Source organism: Subsaximicrobium wynnwilliamsii (genome assembly GCF_007997225.1).
Lineage (GTDB): Bacteria > Bacteroidota > Bacteroidia > Flavobacteriales > Flavobacteriaceae > Psychroserpens > Psychroserpens wynnwilliamsii.
Map to the genome: position 1 here is coordinate 85,089 of NZ_VORM01000001.1, position 20,071 is coordinate 105,159.

General features: G+C 39.8%; 21 protein-coding genes. 5 read left to right on the top strand and 16 right to left on the bottom strand.

The features are described 5' to 3' along the window. Window positions 1-88 precede the first annotated feature (88 nt). From ESY88_RS00370 to ESY88_RS00385, 4 genes are all read left to right on the top strand, one after another. Window positions 89-2,443 carry an efflux RND transporter permease subunit gene (locus ESY88_RS00370; protein WP_223270671.1) on the top strand — a complete coding sequence of 785 codons (2,355 nt, stop codon included), beginning with the start codon at window positions 89-91 and terminating at the stop codon, window positions 2,441-2,443. 33 nt (window positions 2,444-2,476) lie between these two features. Beyond that, on the top strand, window positions 2,477-3,907 hold the full coding sequence (asnS, locus tag ESY88_RS00375) for an asparagine--tRNA ligase (RefSeq protein ID WP_147084872.1): 1,431 nt from the start codon (window positions 2,477-2,479) through the stop codon (window positions 3,905-3,907). A gap of 230 nt (window positions 3,908-4,137) precedes the next feature. Further along, window positions 4,138-5,604, top strand: a complete 1,467-nt coding sequence (gene rpoN, locus ESY88_RS00380) for an RNA polymerase factor sigma-54 (protein WP_147084873.1) — start codon at window positions 4,138-4,140, stop codon at window positions 5,602-5,604. Continuing rightward, the gene (locus ESY88_RS00385; RefSeq protein WP_147084874.1) at window positions 5,604-6,209 is read left to right on the top strand and encodes a hypothetical protein; all 606 of its coding nucleotides are present in this window, start codon (window positions 5,604-5,606) and stop codon (window positions 6,207-6,209) included. Before rpoN ends, ESY88_RS00385 begins: the two co-directional genes overlap by 1 nt. Before the next feature lie 2 nt (window positions 6,210-6,211). On the opposite strand, the gene ESY88_RS00390 is transcribed toward ESY88_RS00385, so the two are convergent. The 11 genes from ESY88_RS00390 to ESY88_RS00440 all read right to left on the bottom strand — a co-directional run bounded on the left by ESY88_RS00390 (window position 6,212) and on the right by ESY88_RS00440 (window position 15,714). Then, window positions 6,212-6,946, bottom strand: a complete 735-nt coding sequence (locus ESY88_RS00390; RefSeq protein WP_223270672.1) for a porin family protein — start codon at window positions 6,944-6,946, stop codon at window positions 6,212-6,214. A gap of 97 nt (window positions 6,947-7,043) precedes the next feature. Further along, complete coding sequence (locus ESY88_RS00395; RefSeq protein ID WP_147084875.1) at window positions 7,044-7,523, bottom strand: ExbD/TolR family protein; 480 nt, start codon at window positions 7,521-7,523, stop codon at window positions 7,044-7,046. Between the two features lie 18 nt (window positions 7,524-7,541). Next, window positions 7,542-8,147: an ExbD/TolR family protein gene (locus ESY88_RS00400; RefSeq protein WP_147084876.1), complete on the bottom strand. Its 606-nt coding sequence runs from the start codon at window positions 8,145-8,147 to the stop codon at window positions 7,542-7,544. Window positions 8,148-8,156: 9 nt separating this feature from the next. Further along, window positions 8,157-8,600, bottom strand: coding sequence for a hypothetical protein (locus ESY88_RS00405; protein ID WP_147084877.1), 444 nt, complete (start codon window positions 8,598-8,600; stop codon window positions 8,157-8,159). A gap of 13 nt (window positions 8,601-8,613) precedes the next feature. Further along, complete coding sequence (locus ESY88_RS00410; protein ID WP_147084878.1) at window positions 8,614-9,429, bottom strand: MotA/TolQ/ExbB proton channel family protein; 816 nt, start codon at window positions 9,427-9,429, stop codon at window positions 8,614-8,616. 247 nt (window positions 9,430-9,676) lie between these two features. Then, window positions 9,677-10,627 (bottom strand): ribosome small subunit-dependent GTPase A, encoded by a 951-nt coding sequence (gene rsgA / locus ESY88_RS00415; protein ID WP_147084879.1) that lies wholly within the window; start codon window positions 10,625-10,627, stop codon window positions 9,677-9,679. Window positions 10,628-10,785: 158 nt separating this feature from the next. Beyond that, the gene (locus tag ESY88_RS00420) at window positions 10,786-11,433 is read right to left on the bottom strand and encodes a carboxypeptidase-like regulatory domain-containing protein (RefSeq protein WP_147084880.1); all 648 of its coding nucleotides are present in this window, start codon (window positions 11,431-11,433) and stop codon (window positions 10,786-10,788) included. A gap of 132 nt (window positions 11,434-11,565) precedes the next feature. Next, on the bottom strand, window positions 11,566-12,648 hold the full coding sequence (locus tag ESY88_RS00425; protein ID WP_147084881.1) for a bifunctional 3-deoxy-7-phosphoheptulonate synthase/chorismate mutase type II: 1,083 nt from the start codon (window positions 12,646-12,648) through the stop codon (window positions 11,566-11,568). A gap of 246 nt (window positions 12,649-12,894) precedes the next feature. Next, complete coding sequence (locus tag ESY88_RS00430; protein ID WP_147084882.1) at window positions 12,895-13,746, bottom strand: prephenate dehydrogenase; 852 nt, start codon at window positions 13,744-13,746, stop codon at window positions 12,895-12,897. A 1-nt stretch (window position 13,747) separates the two neighbouring features. Beyond that, window positions 13,748-14,893, bottom strand: coding sequence for a pyridoxal phosphate-dependent aminotransferase (locus ESY88_RS00435; protein WP_147084883.1), 1,146 nt, complete (start codon window positions 14,891-14,893; stop codon window positions 13,748-13,750). Then, complete coding sequence (locus ESY88_RS00440; protein WP_223270678.1) at window positions 14,890-15,714, bottom strand: prephenate dehydratase; 825 nt, start codon at window positions 15,712-15,714, stop codon at window positions 14,890-14,892. The genes ESY88_RS00435 and ESY88_RS00440 overlap by 4 nt, the downstream gene beginning before the upstream one ends. 387 nt (window positions 15,715-16,101) lie before the next feature. Between ESY88_RS00440 and gldA the strand changes: the two genes are divergently transcribed. Then, window positions 16,102-16,995: a gliding motility-associated ABC transporter ATP-binding subunit GldA gene (gene gldA, locus ESY88_RS00445; protein ID WP_147084885.1), complete on the top strand. Its 894-nt coding sequence runs from the start codon at window positions 16,102-16,104 to the stop codon at window positions 16,993-16,995. 141 nt (window positions 16,996-17,136) lie between these two features. Here the strand turns inward: gldA and ESY88_RS20795 are convergent, their stop codons facing one another. The 5 genes from ESY88_RS20795 to ESY88_RS00470 form a co-directional block, all read right to left on the bottom strand. Then, window positions 17,137-17,280 (bottom strand): hypothetical protein, encoded by a 144-nt coding sequence (locus ESY88_RS20795; protein ID WP_189702476.1) that lies wholly within the window; start codon window positions 17,278-17,280, stop codon window positions 17,137-17,139. Further along, the gene (locus ESY88_RS00455) at window positions 17,277-18,005 is read right to left on the bottom strand and encodes a head GIN domain-containing protein (RefSeq protein WP_223270673.1); all 729 of its coding nucleotides are present in this window, start codon (window positions 18,003-18,005) and stop codon (window positions 17,277-17,279) included. The genes ESY88_RS20795 and ESY88_RS00455 overlap by 4 nt, the downstream gene beginning before the upstream one ends. Window positions 18,006-18,075: 70 nt before the next feature. Further along, window positions 18,076-18,570, bottom strand: coding sequence for a DUF3368 domain-containing protein (locus ESY88_RS00460; protein WP_147084887.1), 495 nt, complete (start codon window positions 18,568-18,570; stop codon window positions 18,076-18,078). Next, window positions 18,570-18,848, bottom strand: coding sequence for a UPF0175 family protein (locus tag ESY88_RS00465; RefSeq protein WP_223270674.1), 279 nt, complete (start codon window positions 18,846-18,848; stop codon window positions 18,570-18,572). Before ESY88_RS00465 ends, ESY88_RS00460 begins: the two co-directional genes overlap by 1 nt. Window positions 18,849-18,942: 94 nt before the next feature. Next, the gene (locus tag ESY88_RS00470; RefSeq protein ID WP_147084888.1) at window positions 18,943-20,040 is read right to left on the bottom strand and encodes an acyloxyacyl hydrolase; all 1,098 of its coding nucleotides are present in this window, start codon (window positions 20,038-20,040) and stop codon (window positions 18,943-18,945) included. Between the last annotated feature and the right edge of the window lie 31 nt (window positions 20,041-20,071).

A 20,071-nucleotide genomic window follows, 5' to 3' on the forward strand; every position in this document is an offset into this window, starting at 1 on the left:
TTGTCTTAAAACTTAAACACTTAAAGCATTGACAACTGGGTTTTGGAAGGTTGTTGCGCGATTGATCTTGCGTAACAAAATTAGTATTTTGATCTTCATTATATTGGCAACTTTGTTATTTAGTTCCCAATGGAAGCACATGCGCTTTACCTTTTCTGAAGCCAACCTATTGCCAGATGACCACGAAGTCAATCTCATTTACAATGATTTCTTAAAGATCTTTGGAGAAGAAGGCAATCTCATTGTGTTAGGCGTCAAGGATTCAACGCTATTTTCAGTTGAAAAATTAAACGCCTGGAACCAGCTTTCAGAAGATTTCAAAAAATTCAACGCGGTTGAATCTGTTGTTTCCATTAAGGACCTTCAAAAGTTGGTCAAAAATGATGAAGAACAGAAGTTTGATCTCGAGCCTTTTATAAAAGATTCTCTAAGTTCTATGGCTCAAATAAACCGTTTGAAAAAACAGCTATTTGAGCAATATCCATTTTACGACAATTTCCTGTTCAACAAAAAGACCGAGACGGTAAGAACCGCGATCTACATCAAAAAGGACATTGTTAATACCGAAGCCCGTAAAGATTTTATAATCAACGAGCTCGAACCTCTCATTCAAGACTTTGAGACTGCTACAGAAATGGATGTACGCGTGTCTGGCATGCCCTACATTCGCACACTCAATTCCCAATACATCGTAGATGAAATTGGTCTGTTTATTGGTGGCGCCCTACTTGTGACCTCTTTTATCTTCTTTTTATTTTTTAGATCGTTTCGGGCAACCTTCATCTCATTGATTGTAGTTTGTATTGGTGTGATGTGGACCTTTGGTATTTTAGGTTTGCTCGGGTATGAGATCACTGTTTTAACAGCGCTCATACCTCCATTGATTATCGTTATTGGCATCCCCAATTGTATCTTCTTGATCAATAAATACCAGCGCGAGGTAAAATTACATGGCAATAAAGTGCGGTCGCTGCAACGGGTGATCACTAAAGTTGGCAATGCGACTTTGATGACCAACATCACAACCGCTTCGGGTTTTGCAACGTTTATATTGACAGAAAGCACACTCTTAAAAGAGTTTGGTGTCGTGGCATCACTGAGTATTCTCTCCATCTTTTTATTGTGCTTGCTCATCATCCCTATCATTTATACCTTTTTGCCCTACCCAAAAGAACGGCATTTAGAACATTTAAATAAGCGTTGGATTGGTGGTTTTGTCAATTGGATCGAGCACATGGTCAAAAACCAGAAGATTGCCATTTATGGCACCTCGCTACTGTTGATCATTTTGAGCATTATTGGGATTTATCAAATAAAAGTATCAGGCAGCCTCATTGAGGACATGCCACAGGATGCCGAATTTTTTCAGGACATTCGCTTTTTCGAAGAAGAATTCAATGGCATCATGCCCTTGGAAATCATGATTGATACCAAGCGCAAGAAAGGTGTGATGAAACTAAATACCTTAGAGCGCATGGAGAGACTTGAGGAACTCATCAATGATATCCCAGAACTCTCTAGACCAATCTCGGTGGTAAGTTTAGTGAAATACAGCAAACAAGCCTACTATAACGGGAATCCTAAATACTATCAACTCCCAACCAGGCAAGAAAATAGCTTTATTCTTTCTTATGCCAAAAACTCTTCAGGCAATGCAGATATGCTGAAGAATTTTGTGGACAGCACCGGCCAATATGCGCGCATCACGACCTTTATGAAGGATATAGGCACCGATAATATGCAGCGTATTGAAGAAGATCTTCTTACCAAAATCAACAAGGAGTTTCCTAAAGATCGCTATGATGTTATCCTAACAGGGAAAGCCTTGGTTTTTCAAAAGGGCACCAATTATTTGGTAAAAAATCTGGTGATTTCACTGTCACTCGCCATTTTCTTGATTGCGCTATTTATGGCCTATATGTTTAGATCGTTCCGTATGATTATTGTCTCACTCATTCCCAACTTATTGCCATTGCTTATTACCGCTGGCCTAATGGGATATTTGGGTGTGCCTATAAAACCCTCAACCATCTTGGTATTTAGCATTGCCTTCGGGATATCGGTAGATGACACCATTCACTTTTTGGCAAAATACCGTCAAGAATTGCAAGCCAACCATTGGAAGATTCGTAAATCGGTATTTGGCGCTTTGCGGGAAACTGGTGTGAGTATGTTTTATACCTCTATCGTATTATTCTTCGGGTTTAGTGTGTTTACCATTTCCAGTTTTGGCGGCACGGTGGCTTTAGGTGCATTGGTATCAGCAACCTTACTGTTTGCGATGTTATCCAATTTACTCTTGTTGCCTTCACTCTTGCTGGGCTTAGAACGCAGTATCGCCAATAAGGACACCCTACGAGAACCAAGCATCAATATCATTCCAGGGGAAAATGACGAGGAAGACGACGAGGAGGATGATTCCGCAAAAAAAATAAAATCCTAGATATTTATATTTCTATTTAAAAAAAAATCAATAATGACGTATTCTGTCTCACAATTACTAAAACAAGATTTACCACTACAACCCATAGAAATCAACGGTTGGGTAAGAACCTTTAGAGCCAATCGATTTATCGCGCTTAACGATGGCTCAACCTTGAACAACATTCAATGTGTTGTTGATTTTGAACAAACCGATGCAGCCATCTTGAAACGCATTACCACAGGTGCTGCCGTACACATTGAGGGAGAATTGGTGGAAAGTCAAGGCAAAGGGCAAAAGGTGGAGATCAAGGTCAATAGCATCGCAATTTTAGGCGATTCACATCCTGACGATTACCCCATTCAGCCAAAAAAACATTCCTTTGAATTTTTAAGGGAAAACGCCCACTTGCGCACAAGAACCAATACGTTTAGTGCCGTGATGCGTTTGCGCTCTTCGCTGTCTTTTGCCATTCATAAGTATTTTAATGACAACGGCTTTTATCATGTGCACACCCCTATCATCACGGGTAGTGATGCGGAAGGTGCCGGCGAAATGTTTAGAGTAAGTAATCTCGATGCCAAAAACCCGCCTTTAAACAAGGACGGATCAGTTAATTATAAGGAGGATTTCTTCGGAAAGGAGACCAATTTAACCGTATCTGGCCAGTTGGAAGCAGAATCCTACGCCATGTCACTGGGTAAGGTCTATACTTTTGGCCCAACCTTTAGGGCTGAAAACTCCAATACCTCTCGCCATTTGGCTGAATTTTGGATGATTGAGCCAGAGGTCGCCTTTATGGATCTTGCAGGGAATATGGACTTGGCGGAAGCTTTCATGAAATCGGTGCTAAACTACGTCTTAGAACACAACCGTGAGGATCTCGAGTTTTTGGAACAACGCCTTTTGGATGAGGAAAAAACCAAGCCTGCAGCCGATCGCTCGGAAATGAGTCTTATCGATAAAATCAAATTTGTGGTAGATAACAACTTCAAGCGCGTGAGTTATACCGAAGCCATTGATATCTTAAAAGACAGCAAGCCCAACAAGAAAAAGAAATTCAAATACATCATCGAAGAATGGGGTGCCGATCTTCAAAGCGAGCACGAACGCTTCTTGGTTGAAAAGCATTTTAAATGTCCCGTGATCTTATTTGATTACCCAGCCAACATTAAAGCCTTTTACATGCGTTTAAACGAAGATGGCAAAACCGTACGTGCCATGGACATCCTTTTCCCTGGAATTGGCGAAATGGTGGGCGGTTCTCAACGTGAAGAGCGTTTGGAAGTGCTTAAGGAAAAGATGAAAGCCTTGGATATTGACGAAAAGGAATTGTGGTGGTACCTCGATTTACGTAAGTATGGTACTGCGGTTCACTCCGGTTTCGGACTCGGCTTCGAGCGATTGGTCATGTTTGCCACAGGAATGGGGAATATTAGGGACGTGATCCCTTTCCCGAGAACACCACAGAATGCGGATTTTTAATTTGCTCGCAATTTAGCGACGTTTCAAAATCAGAAATTTGTTTGGCGCCCACCCAACAGATAAACTAAAGCTTTAGTAAAACCTCAGAGTTCCCTCAATGCGGAACTGTGGGGTTTTTAGTTTAAGCATTCTCCTTTTTACATCACTATCCTGTAAAAAGAATCTCATCAAAACCGCTACTATCAACAGTTTTTTATTAATTTTACTTTCAAACAGGTTTACAACAGACGATGCTGAAGCAATTTCTTCAATTTAAATTATCACAGAAACTCTCTCCTCAACAAATCCAGTTGATGAAGTTGATTCAACTGCCTACGCAAGCTTTTGAGCAGCGCTTAAAGCAGGAGATGGAAGACAATCCTGCCTTGGAAGGCGGTAAGGAAACTTCCGATGAGTTTGAAGATAATTTTGAGGAGTTCGACAATTCTGAAGACGATTACAACGATAACGAAACCATTGAGGCTGAAGACATCAATGTCGATGAATATTTGAGTGATGACGACGTCCCAGACTACCGCACCAGAGCCAATAACTATAGCGCCGATGATGAGGAAAAGAATGTGCCTTACGCGGCTGGCACTTCATTTACCCAACATTTAAATAGCCAACTCAACACCTTTAGGTTGAGCGATGAGGAACGCGAGATCGCTGAATTCTTAGTGGGTAGTGTGGATGAGAGTGGTTACATCAGGCGATCCCTAAGTGATATTATGGATGATTTGGCCTTTACCCAAAACGTATTCACTTCCGAAGAAAAAATAGAAAAAGTACTAAATAAAGTACATCAGTTGGATCCTTCGGGCGTTGGTGCACGCAATTTACAAGAGTGCTTAAGCATTCAGTTGCATCGCAAAGAAAAAAATCCCGATGTGGAATTGGCCATCGAACTCATTGATAAAGCCTTTGATCCATTTAGTAAGAAGCACTACCAAAAGCTCATCCAAAAATTTGACATTACAGAGCAACAACTCAAGGATGCCATTGACGAGATTGAGCATCTTAATCCAAAGCCAGGAGGTTCTTATGCCGGCAATAACCGTATCGTTGAGCATGTCATCCCAGATTTTGCAATAACCATTGTAGATGGGGAATTGGAGCTTACCCTGAACGGCCGAAATGCGCCAGAACTTCATGTTTCACGAGAATATAGCAACATGATGAAGGGCTACAAAGAAGCCAAGGATAAAAGCAAATCACAAAAGGATGCCGTGCAGTTCATCAAGCAAAAATTGGATGCTGCCAAATGGTTTATTGAAGCTATCAAACAGCGGCAGCAAACGCTTTTCGTGACCATGAGTTCTATCATGCATTATCAAAAAGCATACTTTCTGAGCGGTGATGAACGCAAATTGAGACCCATGATCTTAAAAGATATCGCCGACGAAATCGAAATGGACGTTTCAACGGTCTCCCGTGTGGCCAACAGCAAATATGTAGACACACCCTACGGAACGAAGCTTATAAAAGAGTTTTTTAGTGAGTCTATGACCAACGACCAGGGCGAGGAAGTATCTACTAGAGAAATCAAGAAAATCCTTGAAACGGTTGTGGAAAAAGAAAACAAACGCAAACCGTTGACCGACGAGAAACTTGCCAAAATTCTAAAAGAAAAAGGCTATCCAATTGCACGTAGAACCATAGCGAAATATAGAGAGCAGTTAGACATCCCTGTGGCACGATTGCGGAAGAAGATTTGATGAACAAGCTCTTAGCCAGTATTTCCTACATATTCCATCCCTTATTGATGCCTCTGTTGGGTGTGGTCTTTTATTTTTCAAAAACACCGCGATTTGTTCCTGAGCCTGTGATCAAGGCGAAGTTATTTTCAATCGTAATACTAACGATTGTCCTACCCATACTGCTCTATGTGCTGCTGAAAACATTAAAAAAAGTAAAATCGCTACACCTTCAAACTACTGAAGAGCGCCGCTTACCATTGCTTATCAATTGTGCCATCATACTGCTCATTGTGAATCGGGTTTTTCCGTTGGGAGAAATTCCGGAGTTATACTTTTTCTTTTTAGGTATTTTAATCTCCACAATAACCTGCCTTGCATTGGCATTGATTCAATTTAAAGCGAGCATCCATATGATTGGAGCTGCAGGATTTTTTATGTTTGCGGTCGCGGTTGGGATTCATTTTAAGATCAACATCAACGGAAGCCTTGCCTTGATGTTCATCATACTGGGCGCCATAGCAAGCTCAAGACTGCACCTCAAAGCCCACTCACCCTTGGAGCTCATCATGGGGTTTTTTGTTGGGCTACTGCCACAGTTGATCATTTTGAACTATTGGATGTAGCATTATAGAATATAAAACATCAAGCCTATCTTTATGGCGTTCATCCCTACTGGCTCCTGACTACCACTAACAATGGCTTCGGGTTTAAACATTTTATTGAGCCCATAATATATGTAAAAACTGATGTTCGAATAGCCAGCACTAAACGTCAAACCGTATTGAAACCTATTGATATCTTCAACACCAGATAACTGGATATCCCCTTCCCCACTTTGAAACTTGGTTGAACTGTAAACCACATACCCAATCTTCAATCCTGTATAGATACGCCAAAAATCATAACTTGTTGCTGTTGATGTACGCCATCTAAATTCTATTGGCAACTCAAAGGCATAGTTGGTAAACTTATTTTTATCGTAAGAAACATCCTCATCGTTTAACACATTGTAGCTTAATTTTGAACCAGCCTTAGAAATCAATAAGGTATTATTATAAGAATTGGAAGTGACACCAAGTCCCACGCCAATAGCCACATTGCGTCGTTGATTGATTGGGAAGTCCCTAATAAAACCAAAGTGATACCCACTGGAAAAACCACTCTGACTGACCCCACTGGGCTTAGCTCCCAATAGATTATAGGTAATGCCCGCATAAAACTGATCTTCGCGATACTCGGTATCAATCACTTTTATGGTATCATTTTTTACTGCTTCGGCAATAGGCGGTTTTTTATTTTGGCAAAACGCAAAGCAAGCCATCAAAGTGCATATAAAGACTAAGTAAAAGGACTTCTTCATAAAACAAATATAGCGGAATAAACACTAAAATTAAGACAGTGCCAAAACAAAAAAAGCACCCATAAGGTGCTTTTTAAATTGAAATTTTTAAACTCTACTAGTCCATATTCTGAGATACATCACCAGTACCAGTTGTATAATTGATTTTAAGCGCATTTGCCTTTCTAAGTTCCTGCTTCACGTCCATGACGACGCCCATATTGGCGTCTTTATCCACTTTAAGAGAGACAGTTAAATAGGGAATCATTTCTTCACGCAGTGCTAAGCGCTCTGCATTGATAAACGATTGAACTTCTGAGATTTCAGCAAATTTATCATTTAACTGGATTCTTGCAGCCTCACCAAACTTCTCGTAACCTTTCGCTGGCTGCCCCATGTAGATGTAACTTATTGGATATTTCTTGTCCAATTTTTCCACTTGATTTGCCACGGGTAAAATGTTTTCTATAAGCAATGTATCTTCTCGCATCACGGTAACAACCATGAAAAAGAATAAAAGCATAAAAACGATATCTGGTAAGGACGCAGTGTTCATTGCTGGTAAAGCATTATCTTTTTTACTCTTGAATTTAGACATCTACTAAGTGCTTTTAAGTTATTGTACTTCTGAAAGTTTCTCTGGGTATTCGGTTCTAATTTGATCAACAAGATCCTTCAGTTTTTCCTTATTGCCGTTAAATTTAGGATCTTTTAAATTGGTTTCCATTTCCACAAAATCCATCTCGGCAAAACCTCGTTTTGGACCAATTTCTTTGGCACGTATGTTACGCAACGTATTATAAGCTGCTACCAATTCATTTTGAACAGAAATGTAAGCTGCATAAGAAGTCTCTCTTTCATTTTTCAAGGAGATAATCGCCTTATCTGGATTGTCTGAGGACTTTGGATCGCGCTTCCCTTTACAGTAAGAGCAACTACCGTCACCACCATTATCCAAAAATGCAATTGCAGCTGGTCTCACATCCTTGAGTTCCATAACCTGATCTTCCACCAACAATTGATCCTTATTATTGATGAGTACCGTAAAAACGTTTTTTTCCTTAATTATTACATCCTGCTCAGTATCATCAATAGGAGGTAATTTTCTGGGGATTCCAGAGTCTTTGGGAATGGTCGTAGTCACTAAGAAAAATATAAGGAGTAAGAACGCAATATCTGCCATAGATCCTGCATTCACTTCTGGTGCTGCTCTTTTTGCCATAATTGATTTTTATTTACTGAACATTTTCTTAACTCCAAATGCAAGCATTAAAAATGCCGCCAATAGTATTAAGATATAAAATGCCTTGATACCTGCTTCAATGAGTTGAGACTGCCCTGCTGTTAAAGTAGTGCCATCACTCAATTGTCTTGCTTCTCCTGAGGATATAAAATAGGCCACCACCAATATTACTGCAAAAACAGCAAACGATAGGAGCGACTTTTTAAGCTTGTCTGGATTACTTACCAAGTTAATAAGACTAAATACAACCGCAGAGAAGGTCGCTATAGCTAGTACAATGTAAGCCAATGTTGCAAAATTGGACAATACAGACTGATTAGCCACATCTGCCTCAATAGCTTCATCACCAATCATCATTATTCTTACCAAGAAGAATATTGCGATCAATCCTATTACCAAAGCAATAATTTTGATTATTTTTTGAATAGTCATATTTGTGTGTGATTTATTTTATAACGGTTTTGGTTGTTTTGACCTTGTATCTTACCAACAAATCCATTAAAGTGATAGACGCATCTTCCATATCATTAACGATACTGTCAATCTTAGCAATAATGTAATTGTAAAAGATTTGTAGGATAATCGCAACAATAAGTCCAAATACTGTAGTCAAAAGTGCTACTTTAATACCACCAGCTACAAGAGAAGGGTTCATATCACCAGCTGCTTCAATTTTATCAAAAGCATCAATCATACCTAATACCGTACCCATGAAACCAAGCATTGGTGCCAAGGCGATAAATAAGGAAATCCAAGACACATTCTTTTCCAACTGCCCCATTTGAACACCTCCATAAGCCACGACGGCTTTCTCGGCTGCATCTATGTCTTCATCTGCTCTATCCAAACCTTGGTAGAAAATTGAGGCCACAGGTCCTTTTGTATTTCTACAAACTTCCTTAGCTTCTTCCACACCACCAGAGTTAAGTGCATCTTCCACATCCTGAGTTAATTTTTTAGTGTTTGTAGTGGCAAGGTTCAAATAAATGATTCTTTCAATACAAATAGCCAATCCTAGAATCAAAGTCAGCAATACAATGCCCATAAAGAAAGGACCACCTTCAATAAAGCGTTCTTTTACTTGTTGGGTAAATGACAACTCAGTATCAGCAGTTGTGGCTGCTTCTTCTGTTGCATCTTGAAATGGTGTTGCCACTGCTGCAGATGTTGCAGTTTCAACTGTGAAAGCATTGGTACTTGCGTTTACAGTACCGGAGGCCATGATGGTTGCTATGGCTAAGATAGAAAATAGTCTTTTCATCGTTCTTGTTCTTAATTTGATTAGTTTAAGCGTTAAAGATATAAAAAAATTGTAATTAAAAAATAAAAATACAATTAGGTTACTGCGGTAAAACCTGCTTTAGGCTACCTTAACCACGTTTTGTGTGGACGAATTTAAATAAAATGTTTTGGATTTCTAGGCACATTACAGGAAAATGTTTTGAAACGCCTGTAATTTATTGATTTTGTACTCATTTTTGCACAACACGCATTTTCAAAAGGACAAATTATTGGGTTTCCCAAATGTCTGTTCTGTAGTTCTCATCATCATTTTCTATAATTTGAACATAACTCTTATATCTAGAATAAGCGACCTCATCTTTATCCAATGCGTTTTTAACAGCGCAATTGGGCTCTTCAATATGTAAACAATTGTTGAATTTGCAATCTTGTTTTAATTTGAAGAATTCTGGAAAATAATCGCCAACTTCTTCCTTGTCCATATCTACAATCCCAAACCCCTTGATTCCTGGCGTATCGATAATCTGGGCGCCAAAGCTCAAATCAAACATCTCTGCAAAGGTTGTGGTATGTTGCCCTTGTTGATGTTGCGCCGAAATAGCCTTGGTCTTAAGATCCAAGTTTGTCTCTATGGCATTGATCAAGGTAGATTTACCAACGCCTGAATGTCCCGCAAACATGCTTACCTTATCTGCCATTAAAGCTTTTACTTGATCCACATTCTTCCCTGTCTCTGCGGAAATGCCTATACACTCATACCCTATTTTTCGATACACATGCGCCAGAAAACGCACCTCATCTAAAGTATCGTTGGAATAAGTGTCTACTTTATTGAATAAAATGACCGTTTTGATGGAATAGGCTTCCGCAGTGACCAAAAACCGATCTATAAAACTTGTAAAGGTGGGCGGATTATCTATTGTGACCAATAAAAAAACCTGATCGATGTTGGACGCAATGATATGTGTTTGCTTAGATAGATTGACCGATTTCCTAATAATGTAGTTCGTTCGATCGTGAATGCGATGGATAACACCAGTAACCACATCATTATTGGTTTCCAGTTCAAAATCCACATGGTCTCCAACCGCAATGGGATTGGTGCTTTTTATGCCCTTCAATCTAAATTTACCCTTGATTCGGCATTGGTAGCTCGCACCAAGATCTGTGTTCACGGTGTACCAACTGCCGGTGGATTTATAAACGGTTCCTGTCATTGATTACTATTGAAAAACAAAATAACGAATTTTATTGTTGCCATATCCCATCTTGGTCTTATTATTCTAAAAAACCAGACGATAAAAAGTTCAGAAGACCAAGCTAAAATAAGTACACAAGCATTTATTTTTACCCTTTTAAATCAAAAGAGCACTCCTTAATATATAATCGCTTTTTTTGAAGCGATCTTTTCACCTTCAGCATATAGATTTACAAGATATATGCCAGCGGCTTCATTGGATAGGTCAATCCATAACTTAGCATTTGACGCGTCATAATTTTCTTCGGAAATAATCCTGCCTGAAATATTGGCCACTATCACTTTCAATTCTGAAAAAGGCGCTTCTGTTTTTATTTGGAAGAAACCGTCTTTTGAAGGATTTGGAAAAAGCTTTGTTTTGGGCGATTCCTTTAGCTCTTGAGCTTCAGAAGAATCATGAGCTACCATACAACAAATGCTGCATTGGATCGTATGACATGACATAGTTCTGGAGCCAAAACCATAGATAACCACTTCGTCCAGGGCCTCATACTCATCCAATACAACAGTTATGCTTTCGGCTTGCCCAACAGGGATGTGCTTGGTTGCAAATCCCAAATAGGAAATAATCAAGGTATCTGCAGGTTTTGCCGAAATCAAAAACCGCCCTTCATGGTCGGTAGCTGTTCCTTTAGTTGAATGTTTTACCAAAATATTGGCCAAAGGCAAGGCGCCATTAGGGTCATAAACTGTTCCTTTAATCAATGTTTGTCCATATATAGACAAGCTCATTAAAACCGATACAATAAGTAGTGTTTTTTTCATGATGGTGCTTTTTAAATTTGAATGTCAAACTTAGCAGAGTACTTGACAATTAAAAAGCAACAATGAGTGAACCGGGCAGTTCATTGCGTAAAGCGCATAAAAAAAGCCTCAATAACATGAGGCTTTTGATGCTTATCCGTTAATAACCTTTTCTTGGTGGTTAATCGATTCTTGGTGGATGGCTTTGAAAACTCGAAGAATAAACTCCTCGCTCAAGTTTTTTTCCTCGCCTTGCAGAATCATTTTGCCCAAAATCTCATTCCAACGTTTGGTTTGCAGTACCGCAACGTTTTTCGTCTTTTTAAGTGCTCCAATCTCATCGGCAACTTTCATTCGTTTGCCCATCATATCAATAAGTTGATGGTCAACCACGTCAATTTGTGTTCTTAAGGTATTCAACTTGTTATTATAGTCGGCACCTTCCGCAGTTTCCTTTTTGATTTTAAGATCTTTAGTGATTTGAATCAAGGTCTCTGGCGTAATTTGCTGGGCGGCATCGCTCCAGGCATTGTCTGGGTCGTAATGGGTTTCCACCATCATTCCGTCGTAATTGAGGTCCAGTGCGGTTTGGCACAGATCAAAGATGATATCGCGACGTCCTGCAATGTGCGAAGGGTCTAAAATCAATGGCAAATCTGGAAAGCGATTTTGCAGATCTACTGCAATCTGCCATTCAGGATTGTTACGGTATCTCGTTTTTTCGTAGGTTGAAAAGCCTCTGTGAATTACGCCCAAATTCTTGACATCGGCCGTGTGAAAGCGTTCTACGGCACCAAGCCACAAAGCTAGATCGGGGTTTACTGGGTTTTTGATAAGCACTATTTTATCTGTTCCTTTCAAGGCATCTGCAATATCCTGCACAATAAACGGACTCACAGTGGTTCTTGCTCCAATCCACAAAATATCAACATCGTGTTTAAGCGCCAAATCCACATGATTGGCATTGGCAACCTCTGTAGTGGTTAACATACCGGTTTCCTGTTTTGCTTTTTGCAACCATTTGAGACCCAAAGCACCAACACCTTCAAAATTTCCTGGACGTGTTCTTGGTTTCCAGATGCCTGCACGTAAAACGGTGGCATCACTCTCTTTAAGTTGGTGCGCTATCTTTAGCACTTGTGCTTCGGTTTCGGCACTGCAGGGTCCTGCAATGACCAATGGATGGTTTAATCCGAAATTATCTAACCAACCTCTAAGTTCTTTCTTGTTTTCCATGCGTTTTGTTTTTCAGATATTTCATCTTAAAATATCTTGATTCACTATTGTTTTTGAATTCTAAATCTCTTTCTCTATTATATGCGGTCCCTTCAGGATTAGAAAATTGTATTTCGTCGCTTCGGGACTTTTGGGCCCAACTTGATTTGCACATTCCCAACCAATTCCAAACATATACTTCTATTCTACTACCCCCTACCAACTACCCACTACCAACTACCCACTACCAACTTCTAAGCACCCACTTCACTTTATCCCCTTCAAGATCTCTTTAATATGATTGGTGTTTTTCATCTCATTAAAGATACCTTCAAAATCATCGGCCTCCATATAATTTTTGAATTGCTGTAAGTTGCTGATGTATTCCTCCAAGGTTTCAATCACGTTGTCTTTATTCTGCTTAAAAATGGGAGTCCACATATTTGGGGAGCTTTTGGCCAAGCGCACGGTGCTTTCAAAACCACTCCCCGCCATATCAAAAATGTCTCGTTCGTTTCTTTCTTTATCAATTACCGTTTTACCCAGCATAAAAGCCGAGATATGGGAGAGATGCGATACATAAGCGATGTGTTTATCATGAGCCACAGGATTCATGTAACGAATGCGCATGCCCAAATCACTGAACAATTGCAAGGCTTTTTCCTGCAGCTTAAACGCGGTTTTTTCAACCTCACAAATAATATTGGCTTTAGCGTTGAACAACCCGGGAATTGCCGCACTTGGCCCAGAAAACTCGGTACCTGCAATGGGGTGCGCCGCCAAAAAATTACGCCTTCTGGGATGCTGCTCCACGGCTTGGCATATTGGTGATTTTGTGGAACCTACGTCAAATACCAAAGTAGTATCAGCAATATGGTGCAATACTTTTGGCAGTTCCAACAAGGCCACATCCACAGGAATCGCGAGCACTACCAAATCGGCATTTTGCAAATCCTCCAGTTTCGCCTCTGCATCTATGACTTTTAAAGCTATGGCTTCCTCAATATGCTTTTGGTTGTTGTCAATGCCGAAAACCGTTACGTTCTCATACTTGGACTTGATATCCAAGGCCATGCTTCCGCCAATTAACCCTACACCTATTATATATATCTGTTTCATATTATCTCAATCTTGCCAATGCCTCTTCCATTTCTTCCAATTCCGCACAAAGCGAAATGCGGATATACCCTTTGCCATTGCTGCCAAAAATAGTGCCTGGAGCGATAAAAATAGACCGTTCTTTTAATATGGTATCGACGTAATCTTCCGCATCAATATGCTCGGGCAGTTTTGCCCAAATAAACAAACCCGTGGCATTTTTATCATAAGTGCATTTTAAGACATCGGCAATTTTCCAAGCGACTTCACGACGTTCTTGATAAACGCTGTTTAAGCTACCATACCAAAGTTCGGAACAGTCCAATGCTTCAATGGCACCGCGCTGAATGCCCAAAAACATGCCAGAATCCATATTGCTCTTCACTTTGAGCACTGCTTTTAAATAGGTCTCATGCCCCAAAAGCATGCCAACACGCCAACCTGCCATATTAAAGGTTTTGCTCAACGAATTGAGTTCGAGACACACGTCTTTCGCCCCTTTGTATTTTAAGATGCTTCTAGGCTTTGGGTTGAGCACAAAGCTATACGGATTATCATTGACCAATAAAATATCATTACGTTTGGCAAAGCCAATCAAATCTTCAAATAATTTGTTGGACGCTGTAGCTCCTGTTGGCATGTGCGGATAATTGACCCACATCAATTTGACCTTTTTAAGACCCCTTTTTTCTAAGGCCAGCAAATCGGGATGCCAATCGTTGGTTTCAGTCAAATCATAAAATACTGGCGTGGCGCCCACCAAATTAGTGACCGAGGCGTACGTGGGATAGCCAGGGTTTGGGATAAGCACCTCGTCTCCCGGATTTAAAAAAGCCAAGGAAACATGAAAAATACCTTCCTTGCTGCCCATGAGTGGTAAAATCTCATTATCGGCGTTCAAATAGGTTTTGAACTGGGTTCTATAAAATTTGGCAATAGCCTCTCGAAGTTCTGGAATCCCTTGATAACTTTGATACTTATGTGCGCTGGGTTCTTCAAAAGCCTCCACCAAGCCATTGAGCACGCGCTCTGGCGGGGCAAGGTCGGGACTCCCAATACCCAAATTGATAATGGGTTTGCCCTTTGCTTTTAAGGCAGCGACTTCCCTCAATTTCTTTGAGAAGTAGTATTCTTCAACGTGCGCTAATCGGTTGGCAACAGCTATCATAAACTTGTGTTTTTATATTCGCCCAAAATCTTAAAATCCTGCGCCATAAGCGCAACAATGGCTTTGGCCTTTTCAAAATCGGAGTAAGACTCGAAAGTCACATCAACAAAAAAGGCGTATTTCCAAGGGGTTTCAATCTTTGGGAGGGACTGTATTTTGGTAAGGTTCAACTTGCAATCGCTTAGCACATTCAACAGCGCCGCCAAACTCCCACGTTTGTGGTCGAGTTCAAATTTTAAAGAAGCTTTGTTGAAATGAGCAGTATCCAGATTGGATACCTCTCGCTCTACAATTACAAATCGGGTTTCATTGTTTTTTATGGTTTGGATGCTGTGCTCCAAAATCTCGAGTTCAAAAAACTCTGAAGCCAATTGAGACGCAATGGCTGCCACATTTTTCAATTGTTTTTTCTGAATGCGCTCCGCCACTTCGGCGGTATCCTTATCCTCAATAAGTTTGATATGAGGATGCTTTCTAAAAAAAGCCTTGCATTGCAACAATGCCATTGGGTGGGAATATACTTCCCTAATATCGGCGATTTCCTGACCAGGAAGCGCCATCAAGCAATGTTGAATGTCGAGATAATGCTCACCAATTATGTGTAGGTTATGGTCATCAATCAAGGCGTAATTAGGCAAAATAGACCCTGCGATGGAATTTTCCAAAGCCATTATAACCGCGTCACTTTGACCAGTCAACAAACTATCGACCGCCTCAGCAAAGGTCATGCATTCATTAACCTTTACACTGGTATCAAAATACTGTTGCGAAACAATATGGTGGAATGAGCCCTTCACACCTTGTATGGCAACCGATTTAATGGTTTTTACTGGTTGGGTTTGTTTAACCGCCGTCGTTTCAGGATGGGATTTACTCAAAATTATCGTGTTTTGTTTCAACTTAAAATTGCTTTGCAAACTATATGGTAAAAAAAAAGTCCCGATTTTCATCGAGACTCCTATTATAAATTGTTATGTCATTTATACATATAAGGCCTCGCTCTTTTTGCTGAAAAAGAAATAAAACCAGTTAAAATATGTAGTATTTGCTAACATTGATTCGCTAATTGACTGCTAAAGTAATTATATTTTCAACAAATAGAAATGGATAGTTGCTATTTTTTTATTTTTTTTAGCAGTTTTAAAGAATTGTCATTAAAAACAAACCTGTTTACGAATAATCCCTATTTTTGAGTAAATATCCAAATCATGTCTATTGAAGTTGAAAACATCTCAAAGGTCTATGGCGAACAGCGTGCGTTAGACCATATTTCATTCAAGATCAATAAGGGTGAGATCGTAGGTTTTTTAGGCCCAAATGGTGCTGGAAAATCCACATTGATGAAAATATTGACCACTTATAGTTCTGCTTCGGAAGGCTTTGCCATAGTAACCGGCAAAGATGTGGTAACTAATAAACAGGCAGTGCAACAAAGTGTTGGTTATTTGCCAGAACACAACCCGCTTTATCTGGACATGTATGTGAAGGAGTATCTCAACTTCAATGCGGGCATTTATAAGGTTTCCAAAGCGAGAATCGCGGAAGTCATCACACTTACCGGATTGACCCCCGAAGTGCATAAAAAAATCGGACAACTATCTAAAGGCTATCGCCAACGGGTTGGCCTGGCTAATGCTCTGCTGCACAACCCAGATGTGCTTATCTTAGACGAACCCACAACGGGCTTGGACCCAAATCAACTGGTTGAGATTAGGCATTTGATCAAAAATGTGGGTGCCGATAAAACGGTATTTCTTTCAACGCATATCATGCAAGAAGTCGAGGCCATTTGCGACCGCGTCATTATCATCAACAAAGGCCAAATCGTTGCCGACAAGAAACTGAAGGATTTGCGTGATGACACAGAACAAACGGTTATTGTTGAATTTGATTATCGTGTAGAAGATGCTTTCTTATTGAGACTCCCCAAAGCGAAATCGGTAAAGAACACCCATGATTTTACATATGAAATCACCTTTGCCACTTCGGACGACATGCGCTCAAAGGTTTTTGACTTTGCACATGACAATGAGTTGAAAATCCTTCAGCTCAACCAGAAAAATGCGAGCTTGGAAAGTTTGTTTCGGGAATTGACGAATTAGGTTTCAGTTTTCAGTCTTCAGTTGGCAGTCTTCAGTCTCAGTCTCAGTCTCAGTCTCAGTAAAATTATTCATTTATTCCATTGTTCCTCTGCGCCTTTGCGCCCCTGCCTGGCGGCAGGCAGGTTTGCGAGAACAATAAGTTTATGTCTCAGTTTTCAGTCTTCCTTTTTCCTTCTTTCGTCTTCGGTCTTCGGTCTTCCGTCTTCGGTCTTCCTTTTTCCTTCTTTCGTCTTCGGTCTTTCGTCTCCCATCTTCCGCCTTCCAACCAACCAAAATCCAACTCAATTCTCATAAATCAACTTCCCTGTATAAAACTGTTCCACCGCAACTATTGGTGGTGTGTTGACAAGTATGACGTCACCTGTACTTCGTATCTCACCCTTTAAAGATTGTTGGGCATTAATAATCATATCGTTACTACTACGCTGAAAAATAGTCACATTTTGGGCTATAAAATTTCGACCTTCAAAACGAGCATCACCCGAAAAGAATCCAATTGTGGCATTGGTGGTTTGGCCGCTGATATAACAACTTGACAAATTATTGACCACAACCGAAAAATCGATGCAATTGACCTCCAAACGAAAATCTCCATCGGTATGAAACGTGTCTTCTCCGTTGGCGTCTTCAGAAATCAAGGCGAGCCTATCAAAATTGAGGACACCCTCATTTCTTACCGCCAATCCTGAGCTGTTGCGTATTTCAGTTAGATTTGGGACGCTCACAAAAATCTTGGTCAAGCCATAATCACGAGTGATATTGCAGGCATTATTATTGTAGAGTTTGAGTCGGCCATTTTCAACTTTGACTTCGATATCGTTCATGAGATATTCGCCAGTTTCAACCGTCACTTTTTGCTCGGGAGCTTGAGTAATGATGAGCTCGATACGCTCAAATACGGTAATTTGGGTAAAAGGTTCTACCGCAAATTCCTTTTGGATGAGATCCCCTGCATTTTGAAAACAATTGGGCACGTTCTCGCCATTGCAGGATAATAAAAAAATGGGCATTAGCAAATAAAAAAAGTTTCTCATTAAATTTCTAATTCAAATAATTATAGCAGGAGTCAAATACATTTGACTAATCGTTCAACAACTCTTCATCAAAAGTCTTCAACACCTCATTGAGAAGGCCTATGGAATAATATCTTTTATTTTCTAAGAAGCCCTTGAATATTGGTCGCAAGTCTTTTATGAAATTCCTGCGTCTGGCAGGTATGAGTATTCCTAAAGTTCCTATGCAGTTTATTTTGGAGTTTTCAGCAATGCTTCGGGCTTTTTTATCATCAATCAAAAGAAAGTCTGCTTTGAGTTGCCTATATAATATTAAAGCTTCTGAATCACCATAATCCATTATAAATGAAAGCTCATTAAAACCCTCAATCTCAACAACTCTCTTTTCAAGAAACCGTTCTATTATTTCATAGCTCTCAGTTGTTTGATGAAACGTGATTTCTTGCCATACTGCTTTCGGAATAACAGCCTTATCAAATAAGGAGTCAAGCATTTCTAACCTATTAACACTTGCCAATGAAAATATAGGGCCAGAATCTAAAATTACAAGTCCGTTTTTCATTATTTCAACTTCTCTAAATCTCGAAAGACGTCCTCTTTTCTAAGATTTGAAATTGAAATTTTTTGATTAGATAATTCGGTTTCAAACTCTAATCGAGACATTTCTGATAGTTGCGCAGCTTTTCCAATTGTCAACTTCTGCTTTTTATACAATTCAATGGCTAGGGTCAACTTAATCCGTTTCTTTAAATCATTCGCCGTCTCATTTAGCGCCAAAAGAATATCGTTCGGAATATCTATAGAAATATTATGCGTTTCCATTTTGATTGCTTTTTTCAAATTTAGCCATTTCACTCAAACTTAATTCTTTTTTTAACATTATCAAACCCAAGCAATTCCTCCAAATAAAAACTCAATTATCACGTTTGACAACCTACAACCGAACGCCAATCCCAAACTCAACTCCTTCCGCTTTGGCACCATGGGATTTTACAGTTATCGCTCCAAAAACGGTATCACTAAAATAACGTTTCAAGCCAATTCTATTATACACGCGCCCCTCAAAATCGTAGTCGTAGTAGGCGTAATAACCTACTTGGGTAATTAAAGAGGTCTTATTTATAAACAGTTCGTGACCCACAAATATGCCCCAACGCCTCCAATCTTCTCTTCCGCTCACGTCTAGTTCAGGAAAACCTACCGAATAAAAATAAATCAATTCCTTTAAAAATGTCGCGAAGAATAGATCCGTTCCCACTTGTATCGCGCTCTTTCTATTGAGCCGCTTATCGGCATACATCGATAAATTATAAAATGGAAACTGCCCGGTACCAATCACGTCACTCTCGTTGATGCCCGCTCTAAAGACAAAATTATATTTTACGGGTTCTGTGAATTTCTTTTCTTCCGTAGAAGCGATATAGTCAGGTTCTTTTTCGTGATTGAACAAATAATTGGCACCTACATTAAACACAAATGTGTTGGTGGAATTGTTGGGCGCCTTGACATTGGCGTTGGAATAATGAATGATCGAAACCCCGCCATGAAGCCCAAATCCTTCAAAAATATTCTCTTTTTTATAATTGAGCATGATGTAAGTGGTGCTCAAAAAATCACTTCCGTAGGCATTATTGACAAAATTGGTTTCCTTATCGTAAGGTTTTGTGGCATAGGCAAGACCTTGACCAACCCTGAAATTTAAATTACGCTTGAGTAAGTAAAAATTGAAATGCGCATACACACTGTAATTCTCGCCCAAATAATGATTTTTCAGGTCCTGATGGATGAAAGAAAATCCCCAGTCCGGATAATTATATCGGCTTTCCCAGGCCTTAAAGCCGTAAGTTTTTTTGTTGAAACTCAACATTAAACCTGTTGGATGGGCGGTAATGAGGTGCGAAATATCGGGATTGTGCTCTAAAATGGTTCCGTAGAAATAACTGGCATCTACATTGAATATATTAGGGTCTTTGTCTTGTGAAAAGGATAGCAAACCACAAAAAAACAGAAGAACGGATAAAAAACGTTTCATTAAAATCGATTAGGCCGCAAATGTAAAACAA